The organism is Wolbachia endosymbiont of Ceratosolen solmsi, from assembly GCF_017869155.1.
GTDB classification, from domain to species: Bacteria; Pseudomonadota; Alphaproteobacteria; order Rickettsiales; family Anaplasmataceae; genus Wolbachia; species Wolbachia pipientis.
In genome coordinates, this window is the sequence record NZ_CP054598.1 from 1,168,067 (window position 1) to 1,180,153 (window position 12,087).

Annotated in this window: 8 protein-coding genes and 3 pseudogenes; 5 read left to right on the forward strand and 6 right to left on the reverse strand. The window is 35.0% G+C overall.

Features of this window, described 5'->3' with window-relative positions; all coding sequences use genetic code 11:
• The first annotated feature begins 189 nt into the window (after window positions 1-189).
• The 3 genes and pseudogenes from gyrB to HUB95_RS05690 all read left to right on the forward strand — a co-directional run.
• Window positions 190-2,577: a DNA topoisomerase (ATP-hydrolyzing) subunit B gene (gyrB, locus tag HUB95_RS05680; RefSeq protein WP_141456810.1), complete on the forward strand. Its 2,388-nt coding sequence runs from the start codon at window positions 190-192 to the stop codon at window positions 2,575-2,577.
• Between the two features lie 93 nt (window positions 2,578-2,670).
• Window positions 2,671-2,922 carry a hypothetical protein gene (locus tag HUB95_RS05685; protein ID WP_174516921.1) on the forward strand — a complete coding sequence of 84 codons (252 nt, stop codon included), beginning with the start codon at window positions 2,671-2,673 and terminating at the stop codon, window positions 2,920-2,922.
• Window positions 2,923-3,107: 185 nt separating this feature from the next.
• Window positions 3,108-3,514 (forward strand): annotated as a pseudogene (locus HUB95_RS05690) (IS630 transposase-related protein); the annotation flags it as partial.
• 39 nt (window positions 3,515-3,553) lie between these two features.
• On the opposite strand, the pseudogene HUB95_RS06660 reads toward HUB95_RS05690, so the two are convergent.
• From HUB95_RS06660 to HUB95_RS05720, 3 genes and pseudogenes are all read right to left on the reverse strand, one after another.
• Window positions 3,554-4,640: pseudogene (locus HUB95_RS06660) on the reverse strand (IS3 family transposase).
• A 170-nt stretch (window positions 4,641-4,810) separates the two neighbouring features.
• A complete protein-coding gene (locus HUB95_RS05715) occupies window positions 4,811-5,983 on the reverse strand; it encodes a porin (RefSeq protein ID WP_209452401.1) in 1,173 nt (390 codons plus the stop codon).
• A gap of 62 nt (window positions 5,984-6,045) precedes the next feature.
• Window positions 6,046-6,786, reverse strand: a complete 741-nt coding sequence (locus tag HUB95_RS05720) for a hypothetical protein (RefSeq protein ID WP_244662756.1) — start codon at window positions 6,784-6,786, stop codon at window positions 6,046-6,048.
• Window positions 6,787-7,092: 306 nt separating this feature from the next.
• Between HUB95_RS05720 and HUB95_RS05725 the strand changes: the two genes are divergently transcribed.
• Complete coding sequence (locus HUB95_RS05725; RefSeq protein ID WP_015588852.1) at window positions 7,093-7,878, forward strand: enoyl-ACP reductase FabI; 786 nt, start codon at window positions 7,093-7,095, stop codon at window positions 7,876-7,878.
• On the opposite strand, the gene secD is transcribed toward HUB95_RS05725, so the two are convergent.
• Window positions 7,875-9,320, reverse strand: a complete 1,446-nt coding sequence (gene secD / locus HUB95_RS05730) for a protein translocase subunit SecD (protein ID WP_458694378.1) — start codon at window positions 9,318-9,320, stop codon at window positions 7,875-7,877. The two genes, HUB95_RS05725 and secD, sit on opposite strands and share 4 nt — an antisense overlap.
• Here secD and HUB95_RS06290 point away from each other — a divergent pair.
• Entirely contained in the window at window positions 9,220-9,501 is a 282-nt protein-coding gene (locus HUB95_RS06290; RefSeq protein WP_244662758.1) for a hypothetical protein, read from the forward strand. The two genes, secD and HUB95_RS06290, sit on opposite strands and share 101 nt — an antisense overlap.
• A gap of 46 nt (window positions 9,502-9,547) precedes the next feature.
• Here the strand turns inward: HUB95_RS06290 and HUB95_RS06665 are convergent.
• Together HUB95_RS06665 and guaB are read right to left on the reverse strand one after the other, a co-directional pair.
• A pseudogene (locus tag HUB95_RS06665) lies at window positions 9,548-10,529 on the reverse strand (IS3 family transposase).
• Between the two features lie 63 nt (window positions 10,530-10,592).
• Window positions 10,593-12,086 carry an IMP dehydrogenase gene (gene guaB / locus HUB95_RS05745; RefSeq protein ID WP_209452402.1) on the reverse strand — a complete coding sequence of 498 codons (1,494 nt, stop codon included), beginning with the start codon at window positions 12,084-12,086 and terminating at the stop codon, window positions 10,593-10,595.
• Between the last annotated feature and the right edge of the window lies 1 nt (window position 12,087).

The following is a 12,087-nucleotide window of genomic DNA, read 5'->3' on the forward strand; positions in this document are numbered from 1 at the left end:
AACACGCAACTGCATGAGCGTTATAATTTAATCTCCATCGGGAAGACACATTGGAATGACACTATTTGCTGTTTTCAAAAATAAACATTCGTAAAATTGTGCTTTTAATATGGGTTATCAGTTTAAAAATGTTGCTAATCAGCATATATGAATGTAATATTAATTAACATTCATAAATGAAGCAATACCATGGAAAATAGTTATAATGCCGATGCAATAAAAATCTTAAGGGGTCTTGATGCTGTAAGGAAACGTCCAGGTATGTACATTGGTGACACTGACGATGGATCTGGCTTGCATCACATGGTATATGAGGTTGTTGACAACGCAATAGATGAATCTTTAGCTGGATATTGTGATAAAATTGAAGTTAGCATAAATAAAGATGGTTCAGTATCAGTAACCGACAATGGTCGTGGCATTCCAACTGACATTCATGAAGAAGAAGGAATATCAGCAGCAGAGGTAATAATGACTCAACTCCATGCTGGTGGTAAATTTGACAGTAATACCTATAAAGTTTCTGGGGGATTACATGGTGTTGGAATCTCAGTTGTGAATGCATTATCAAGCTGGTTGGAATTAACTATTTGGCGCAATAAGAAAGAACACTTTATGCGTTTTGAAGATGGTGAGTCTATTGAACCTTTAAAGGTAGTCAACGAAAATACAAACAAAAGAGGAACTAAAGTCACGTTCATGCCATCAACAGAGACTTTTAATGGCATTAATTTCAGTTACTCAACGCTTGAAAGTCGTATAAGAGAATTAGCATTTTTAAATTCAAATATCGACATTACTTTACGTGATCTGCGCAATGAACCATATACAGAATCTCATTTCAATCAGAGCAATCAATCTAAAGACAATTTTGGTACAGCAAATTTTGTGCAGTATTTAGATAAGAATAAGACACATGTAACTAAAATTGCCAGTATGAAAGGAGATGCAGACGATCTTGGCATCAGCTTGGAAATATCGATGGAATGGAATGATTCCTACTATGAGAATATGTTGTGTTTCACTAATAATATACGGCAACGAGATGGTGGTACGCATTTGGCAGGATTTAGATCTGCACTAACTAGATGTATCAATACCTATGCAACTAATGAAGGGTTTTTAAAGAAAGCAAAAGTAAATTTAACTGGAGAGGACGTTAGAGAAGGTTTAACTTGTGTTTTATCTCTTAAGATGCCTGATCCTAAGTTTTCTTCACAAACAAAAGATAAACTAGTTAGTTCTGAAGCACGTGCAGTTGTAGAAAGTATAGTTTCTGATAAATTGAGCACAATCCTTGAAACTGATCCCAAATTGGCAGCAAGCATAGTAGAAAGAGCAATCAGGTCAGCAAAAGGAAGAGAAGCTGCAAGAAAAGCGCGCGAGCTAGTTAAAAGCAAAAACAATATTGATATTGCAACTCTGCCAGGAAAGCTTGCTGATTGTCAGGAAAAAGCTCCTGAGTTATCGGAATTATTTATAGTAGAGGGTAATTCAGCAGGTGGTACTGCAAAGCAGGGGCGTAATCGTAAAACACAAGCAGTGCTTGCCTTAAGAGGAAAAATTCTAAACGTAGAACGTGTAAGTTTAGATCGTATTTTTTCATCTGCAGAAATAGGCTCTTTAATCACTGCAATTGGTGCTGGAATAGGGAGTGAACACTTCGATATTGAAAAAGCTAGATATCATAAAATTATCATCATGACAGATGCAGATGTTGATGGTTCACATATAAGAACTTTGATTCTAACTTTCTTTTTTAGACATATGCGTGAAGTTATTGAAAAAGGTTACTTATACATAGCACAGCCACCCCTCTATAAAGTTACAAAGAATGCCAAAGACACTTATATTAAAGATGACGAAACTTTTGAAGAGTATATAATAAACTCAGCAGTTAAAAGATTAACACTAAGTGGTACAGCTACAGAATTTAACGACTTGCGCCTTATTTTGAATAAATGCGTTAGCATTTCTAATATTAGCAAAAATTATGATAGAGAAATACCACAAAATCTCCTAGAGTCATTGCTAATTTTAAGCAAAAAGAATGCTCTATCATCAGCTGATGAGATATTAAAGTATTTAAAATTAATGTACAGCGAATACACTTGGGAAGTAGAAATAAAAGATGAAGAAAAAGAAATTCACATCTCTAAATTGTTTCAAGGATTGGCAGACAAATATATATTTGCACTTAGTATGCTTGAAGGCAAAGATATGCAAAGCATATTAAGTTTGCTTGATGGTATAAGTAATTTATTTAATGGTGATTCATTTTTAAAGTCACAAGAAACTGAAATAAGAATCACTTCTCCAAGTACGCTTGCAAAAATAATAATGGACTATGGTAAAAAGGGTTTAACTCTGCAGAGATTTAAAGGTCTTGGTGAAATGAATGCTGATCAGCTATGGGATACTACGTTAAATCCTGAGGCTAGAACTTTACTGAAGGTTGAAATAAAAGATTGTGAAGAAGCTGATTCCATATTTTCAATACTAATGGGTGATATAGTTGAACCACGCCGTGATTTTATTAATAGCAATGCACTCAACGTGCATGATGTTGATATTTGAACTTTTAGCAAAATGTACGAACGTTACGGGTTTAAGCAAAGACTGTGTCATTCAAGTAGCTGACACTGGTTCCTTTATAACGGTGTCATTCCAGTGCTTGACACTGGAATCCAGGTTGCTCACAAGCAAACTAGCATAGAAAGTGGTTACAACGTTTTCGATGAGATTGCAGAAAGGCTGGATTCCAGTGTCAAGCACTGGAATGAAAGCAGTCCTACGTCATGCCGCGATTCATTCGCGGTATCTCTAGATCCCGCTAACAAGCAGCGGGATGACGGTTGTCAGGGTGTCTCCCACTACCTTCTCCTGTCATCCCAGTGCCTCCCTCCCCTGTCATCCAAGTAGCTTGACACTTGTATCTTTATGATGTGAGGCATTAGAGCTAAAATACCTCACAGGGAGGGTGAAGCTGATGCGACGCTAATGCCATTAAGGCCGAATCCCAGATTTTGCTTCCCTCCCATAGAGTTATAGCTCTTCTCATAATAATCCAAATAAGGTAAGAATGGATTTATGGTAGAGGGGTTTGTATGCCAGCAGCGTATAGTTACGACTTAAGGAAAAAAGCAATGGAAGCATTGGATGAAGGAGAAAGTAGAGCAACTGTTGCCAAGAGATTTAAAATTGGAAAAACGACTTTATATGAGTGGCAGAAAAGGCGTGAGGAAACGGGAGATTTTCAGTCAAAAAAGCCTGGAAGCGTAGCATAAAATTACCGACTGGAATGTCTTCACCGAATTTGCAAAAAACCATGGTGGCAAGACTCAGTCAGAGATGGCCAAACTCTGGAGTCGACAAATGATTCACCGCGCACTTAAAAATATTGGATTTACAAGAAAAAAAGACCTACGGATATAAAGAAAGAAATGAAGAAAAGCGAGCTCAATTTGCAAGGGTTATAGCGACAAAACATCGTGATAATCTTGTATATATTGACCTTACCCAGAAAAAGTGGAGAGAAAGTTTGGAATGTTTTTTACAAAAAGAATGATGCATCAAATTGTTCTGGAATGCAATAGTTAATAGTGACGTTGTTTGTTATAAAAAATTTCTATGTATTCAAATATTGCAGTTCTAGTTTGTTGAGCAGAGTGTTGTGAAGTATCAATAAGTATTTCTCTTTTCAATGAGCTAAAGAAGCTTTCCACAACAGAATTGTTGTAACAACAACCTTTATGACTCATCTATATTCTTTACAGCTAAGAGATATTGATAACCTTGCGAAGTATATTGTGAACCTTTATCACTATGTAATAGTAGATTTTTGGCAGGTTTACGCTTGTTAACGTCCATTAATAAAGAGTCCATAACCAATTTATTGAACTGCTCATTAACTACCATGCGTAAATATAGATCGATTATTGTTGCCAAATATAGCCATCCTTCTTTGGTTTTTATATAAGTAATCCCATACTTTATTTGGTTGATCGACAATAAAGTTTTGGTCTAATATATTGGGAGCTACTGTCCGTTTGTTGTTTCTTAATTTTAAATTTTCTTCTCAATATAGCCTGAATACCATTTTTCTGCATAATACTTTGCACTGTTTTTAAGTTGCAACTTTTACCCAAAGCCTTTAATTCAGAATGAATTTTAGGAGCTCCATATCTACATTTAGAAGCTTGATATATTTTTTGAATATCTGCTAATGACTCTTTATTTGCTGATTCTCTACTGCTTATTTTCCTTGTAGTCCACTTATAGTAGCCACTAGCAGAAAACCCTACATAATTCCTGCACTTTATAGTGTTTACTATGCTCTTTTATGAAAAAATATTTTACTCTTTTTGACTGGCCAGGGCTTTTTTTAAAATGTCTCTTTCTCTTGTTACTTTTGCTAACTCTTTCTGTAAATCAAATCTCTCTTTGTCATAAGGTGCTACATCTGGAAATGCATTTGCCGCTGACTTTTTTTCGTTATATTTCTTCATCCATTTTCCTAATACACTATCCCTTATTCCTAGATCTCTTGCTACTTTTGCAACTGGTTGACCTACCTTTCTTTGTTCATTTGTCAGCTTAACAGCTTCCAATTTGAATTCTGCCTTATATTCTCTTGCCATTTCTAATCCTCCAAAATTTTATTTTACCCGAAAAAACTCCTTTCTTTCTCTCCACTTTTTCTGGGTAAGGTCAGTTTACTGGCCTCTCCATGAGTGAGATTGAAAAATTAAGTGGAAATCTGTGAACGGTTACCTTGGATGACAGAAAAGAGTGTTGGAAGGAGGCAATATTAAAAACTTAATTTCAGTCCAGCCAAGAACACATAACCAGAGTTGTTATTTTCTATTTTAGGCTCTTTTGTACTAAACTTTACAATATCGAAATAGTATGAAGTACCTAAAAAAAGAGAATTTTCAAGACTTAAAGCATATGATGTTAACTCGTTTGTACCTTCGCCTGCAATATCCCTACCACTACTAAAATATGTTAAGCTCGATTTGTAAGAATCAGAACGGTAAGCGATACCTGCATTCATATAATACGTATTATTTGTTTCAGGATTACGCTTCTCACCAGATTTACCACCATTACCATACGAAAAAATGCAATCAAGATCGAACAATTTTAGCTTCAAACCAAAATTCCAGTGTAGTAATTGATTGCGGCATTCATAATTTTTAGAAGTCCCATCTGAGCAATCAGTTAAATTTTCTCTTGCAAATTTACCAGTTAAGGCAGTAGTAAAACCTATATCATCTGACAAGCTGTTTTTATAGGAAAGGCCAGCAGCAATTAAATTGCTGTACTGTAAGTTATTTTTTCCTGGAACATAACTGAATCCGAGTTGAAAGTTATAGATTTCAGGGGAGATGTAGTTAATTGATGATTGTTTTAACCCTAGTTCGAGTTCATTATAATCGCTATAAATATTGGGCTTGACCCAGAACACCTTGTCTTGATCATATCCAGGGTCACCATCTTTTTTATGATCACCGCGCAAATTTGCATAGTTTGTCCAATGACCATTTACTCCTCCAGCAGCTGCATAAATTTTTGAAGTGTTAATTAACATGCTCTGACCAACTAAACTTCTTTTACCATATTCAATTGATCCAAGTTCCTGGTTTTTTATGATAAAATACCATTCCTCCATGTCTAACTTTTCTATGTCTAACGCTTTTAGGTTTGCAATACCAGAAACCCCTGCCTTAACATTAACCCCCATTTGAGTATTTGGATAAACTTGCTGTAAATAAAGAAAGCGCAAGTATGAATAACTTGAAGTTTTATCCTTAGGCTTAGCATTGAAAGAATCTCTGTTGAAGGCGTAGCCGAATCTCAAATCTATTTTTCCGTCTAGTTCTGCATAAAATATTTCCTTATCCAAAATTGTTTTAGAGCTAGCACTATTCTGCAAAAACAATGATGAAAGCAGTGCTACCAGGTAGTACTTTAACTTCATAAATAACCTTAAATCTTTATAAAAATTTAAGTTTAAACTCAATATAAATAAAAAACAACTTTTCAGAAGGCACCGCTGGTAGATTTTGCTGCCTGTTTTTGAGCTATATTCCCATAAATTATTGATACACTTGGTAATTTTTGCATTAATAACTGCTTATTAATGGCAGAATGTATACGATTAATTATTTTAGATGTACTTTTTACATCGCAGTTAATCAAAACAAAAAGCACTTTATTCTCATCAATATACCCTAGAAAATCATCACTACGGCAATTTTTATAAAAATGTTCTATGACAACTTTCAGTGCATCATTTGTCTCGCTACAGCTACTATTTAAGCCAATTATTCCTATAGCTGCATTAATTTGATGTTGAAAGGCGAAATTCAATATAAGGTATAACTCTAAAATAGTGGACTCATTGCCCGGTATATCGAATAAGTCATGGTTTTTATATTTCTTACCCATTAGATATTCATCTCTAAAGATTCCTAATTTATGGGACAAACTGATATCACGTATTAACAGCTCATAATTTATTTTATTACTGGCAAATTGTGCAGTGCGGAAAACTTTTACTTTTGTCCTGATATCTTCTCCTTTAGCATCAGTTAAGGAAAAATCTATCACTTTAGGTAATATATCAAGTAAATCGTGCCCATTTTCGGTATACTCTAAATAATTCTTCATGTCGTCAGCTGCTCTTGCACTTAAAATATTGATTAACGGCTTATTAAGTAAATTCCCTTCCTCGTATTTTAACAAATTCCTTGCGGCTTGATTGAGCCCTAAAATTAACACGTTTTTTTCTTATTATCCTGACAAACAGATACCACAGCATCATCTTTTCTTCTTGCAGTTATGAAATCATCCATACTTTCATTCTATACAGCGTATTTATAAGTATAATAAGATTATATTAAGATTTACTTACTTATTGATATGCTTAATTAGGTATAGACAAAATGTCATACGGGATGGCTTTGTTGTAGAAGAATCAAGATTACTGTTTATAGACTTCAAGTTACTGCAAAAAATATTTTAAAACATAGTGATATCTTGACTTTACCTAGTTAATATTCCAAATTATAAAAAACAGATAGTTCTATGACGACAAGTCTATTACAAGGCAAAAAGGGATTAATAACCGGAATAATAAATAAGAGATCGATAGCATGCGGTATAGCAAAAGCTCTCTCAGAGCACGGGGCAGAACTTGCAATCACCTACCAGAACGAAATAATAAAAGAAAAATTATTACCAATAGCAGATGAATTAAATGTGGAGCTAATATTACACTGTGACGTTTCAAATGAAAAAATCGTAGATAACGCTTTTGAAATAATAGAGAAAAAATGGGGTACTCTTGACTTTTTGGTGCATGCAATAGCATTCTCCGATAAAAATGAGTTAGATGGTAAATATGTCAATACTTCACTGAATAACTTCCTCAATGCAATGCATATATCGTGCTATTCTTTCACTGCTTTAGCACAAAGAGCTGAAAAAATGATGTCAGGTGGTGGTAGTTTGCTTACTTTATCTTATTATGGCGCTGAAAAAGTTATGCCAAATTATAACGTTATGGGTTTATGTAAAGCAGCACTTGAAGCAAGTGTAAAATATATAGCATGTGATCTCGGGCCACAAAATATCAGAGTAAATGCAATTTCCGCTGGTCCAATCAGAACTTTAGCATCTTCTGGAATAAGCGATTTTCACTTCATATCAGAATGGAATAGAAATAATTCTCCGCTCAGACGCAATGTTACAATAGAGGATGTTGGCAAGGCAGCGCTATACTTATTAAGCGATTTAAGTAGTGGCACTACTGGAGAAATTTTGCACGTTGATTCAGGATATAACGTTGTGGGAATGAAGGTAGTTGACTAACAAAGCACTAGTTCCTTCGGGTTCATACACAACTCTATCAGGAGTTTTGTGACTGTGATTGCAGAAAACATCGAACATAAAATTCCTATTGATAAAGTGACAGAAAAGCCTCTAATTGCTCCACTGCCAATAATGAACATTATTCCTGCAGCAATTAATGTAGTGATATTTGAATCCAGTATTGTCTTTATAGCGTTTTTAAACCCTTCTTCAATAGCACGTTCCACTCTCTTGCCAGATTTTATTTCCTCACGAATTCGCTCAAATATTAAAACATTTGCATCCACCGCCATACCGACAGTGAGTGCAATACCGGCAATTCCAGGTAAAGTTAGAGTTGCTTCAAGCAGAGTGAGAATTGATAATATAAGAATTACATTAGAAAAAAGCGCAACAGAGGCCAATACACCTAATTTACCGTAAGTGATGATTATAAATAAAGCCACGGCTATAATAGAGATTGTTGCTGCCATTTCCCCTGCCTTTATTGATTCTTCTCCAAGACTTGGGCCAATGTTTTTTTCTTCAATTATTTTAAGTGGTGCTGGCAGTGCTCCAGATTTTAAAAGTATTGCAAGTTCGCTTGCTTGTTTTTCAGTAAAATTACCGCTAATTTCTCCCTCTCCATTTAAAATTGGCTCACGTATTGTAGGTACTGTTAAGACTGTGTTATCCAGAACAATTGCAAAAGGTTTTCCCACATTTTCTTTAGTGATTTTTGCGAATCTTTTACTCGCTATGCTGTCAAATTTAAAATGCACTGTTGGTTTACCTAAGTGACCAAATCTAACTGATGCGTTAACCAGCGAATCACCACCTATTTCAGTTTTGCGGAATATTGGATAAGAATTACCTAAAGAATCCTTGAGCATGACAGTGGTTTCATGGTCTATATCCTGCACCTTGGCTATGTTAGTGTTTGCCAAATGAAAAGCTAGCTTAGCAGTTTTGCCAAGCAGAGATTTTATCTGCTTGGTATCTTCTACTCCAGGCACCTGCACTAATATTTTATTCTGCCCTTGTTTTTGAACGCTGACTTCCTTTGTGCCAAGTTTGTCCAAACGGCGCTGGACATTGTTTATTGATTCTGCAGCTACTTCACTGATCAAAGAATTTTTATAATGGGGTTTATACGAAATGAGAATCGAAGAATCTTTTCTATTTAGCTCTAAATTTGGATTTATCGCATTAATCAACACAGATGCTTTTTTATAATCATCAATATTATTTAAAGTTATAACGCTATTTTGTACGTTAGATTCAATATTTTTTGTTAGCAATGTCTCTTTTATTTCGTTAGCTAGCATGCTTAGCTTTTCCTTAAAATAGAAGTCTAAGTCTATGTTTAAAAGCAAAGATGCCCCTCCTTTCAGGTCAAGGCCTAAGTTTATTCTTTTTTTCGAAATAAAAAGCTTATTATCAAAGAAATTTGGCAGTGTTATGTATAAAGCAAATAAACAGATGCATAATACTGAAAAAGATTTGACTATAAGTCTGTTATACATAAGTTGTATGTTTAAAATTGTAATAATTGATTGTAAGTTAAAAATAGATTTTTGTAAAATTCTCTATTTGACCTTACCCAGAAAAAGTAGAGAGAAAGTTAAGACGTTTTTATCATGAGAATAAATTGTGCAGGAATGCAATAGTTAATAGTAGAATGTCTACGTTATTTGTTACAAAAGATTTCTATGTATTCAAATATGGCAGTTCTGGTTTGTTGAGCGAGAAGTATCAATAAGCAGCTCCCTTTTAAGTGAACTTTTCTGCAACAGAGTTATCGTAACAACAGCCCTTATGGCTCATGCTGGAAATGATGTTTTTTGTATTCAATAGAAATTGGTAATTTTGAGAGGTATACTGTGACCCTTGATCGCTATGTAACAGCAGATTTTTATCGGGTTTGCGTTTATCAACGGCCATCAATAAAGAATCTATAACTAATTATCATGTTACTCATTAACCACCATGCGTGAATATAGGTCAATTATTGCCGCCAACAACCTTCTTTAGTTTTTATGTAGGTAATCCCAAACTTTATTTGGCTGATCAGTAGTAAAATTTTGATCCAATGTGTTCGGAGCCACAACTCGGTTGCTTATTTGCTGTTTTTTATTTTTGAACCTTCGTCTAAGCTTGGTTTTAATGCCATTTTCTTGCATAACACTTTGTACTGTTTTAATTTTTGCCTAAAGCTTTTAATTCAGCGTGAATTTTAGGGGCTCCATATCTGCATTTAGAATGCTTGATGTATTTTTTGAATATCTGCTAGAAGCCCTTCTTTTGCTAATTCTTTACTGCTTTTTTCCTTAGCAACCAATACCACCAGTACAAAACCCTACATAGTTCCTGTGTTTTATAGCAATTTCTATATAAAAGAATACTTTACTCTTTTTCTTTGCCCAGGGCTTTTTTTAAGATGTCTCTTTCTCTTATTAGCTCTTTTTTTAGATCAAATCTTTCTTTGTCATAAGGAGCCTTTGCCTGGAAATGCGTATGCTCCAGACATTTTTCCATCATATTTTCTTACTTAACATACTGCCATCTATACCTAGATCTTTTGCTATTTTTGTACTTGCTTGACCTGTTTCTTTAACCAGCTTAACAGCTTCTAATTTGAATTCTGCTGTATATTCTCTTCTATTTGTCATATTTTGAAAAAACGTTTTATTTTACTCCAAAAACGTCTTAACTTTCTCTCTACTTTTTCTGGACTACTCCGAATCGGTTGACAAATTGGACGTTTGATAAGCATAATTTGGAGCTTCTTGTGTAATGACTATATCATGAGCGTGACTCTCTCTTAATCCTGATGCAGTAATAGTAACAAATTTACAATTTTTTTTCATCTCTTCTATATTCCTATTACCAGTATACCCCATTGCAGCTTGCAATCCGCCAATCAATTGATGGATTACTCCTGAAGCTGGACCTTTGAATGGAACTCTTCCTTCCACTCCTTGTGGAACTAATTTGAGTTTTGAATCTTTATCTTGAAAATAACGGCTAGCTGAACCTCGTTTCATTGCACTAATAGATCCCATTCCTCGATAGCCTTTATATGCTCTGCCCTTATACATAATAATCTCACCTGGGCTTTCGTCAGTGCCAGCAAAAATCGAACCAATCATCACAGAGTCAGCACCAGCTGCAATAGCTTTTGCAACATCTCCTGAGTATTTTACCCCACCATCAGCAATTAGTCTGACGTTTCTTGCTCTACACGCCTCTGCAACATTCTTGATTGCAGAGAATTGTGGCACACCAACACCTGTAACTATTCTGGTTGTACAGATTGATCCTGGTCCTATTCCAACCTTCACTGCATCAACACCCGCATCAATCAACGCTTCAGCAGCCTCCTTTATTGCAATGTTTCCGCCAATTAATTGCGTATTAGGATACATCTTTTTTATTTCCCTAATGGTATTGATAATGTTTTCGGAATGACCGTGAGCAGTATCCACAACAACTACATCAACTTCTTCTCCGATCAAAGCTTCACATCTGTCTATACCATCTTTTTTACCAGTGCCAATTGCAGCGGCAACTCTGAGACGCCCTTTACTGTCTTTACATGAATTTGGGTATCTATTGTATTTTTCAATGTCTTTAACCGTAATTAAACCTATACAACAAGAATTTTCATCTACGACCAAAAGCTTTTCTATTCTATTTTCATGCAACAATTTCATTGCTGAGGCACTATTCACTCCCTGCTCCCGCACTGTCACTAACTTATCTTTTGTCATCACTTCGGAAACTTTTACATTCATGTTCTGGTCTTCAATAAATCTCACATCTCGGTTAGTTAAAATTCCAACTAACTTGCGTTGATCGACTACAGGAATGCCAGAATAATTGTGCTCTCTCATTAATGAAATTGCTTCCGCAACTGTTTTATCCGGTGAAATCGTAATTGGGTTATACACGATCCAACTTTCATATTTTTTCACCCTTCTTACTTCTAAAACTTGTTCATCTATTGATAAATTCTTATGTATGCAACCTATCCCTCCATGTTGGGCAATAGCTATTGCAAAGCCCGATTCAGTAACAGTATCCATTGCAGAGGATATGAGAGGGATATTTAGTTCTATACTATTTGTTAAATAAGTTTTTGTATCTGCATCGCAAGGCAATATATTAGAATAGGCTGGCAAAAGAAGTATATCGTCAAACGAATAACAAGCTTCCATTTTTTTCATA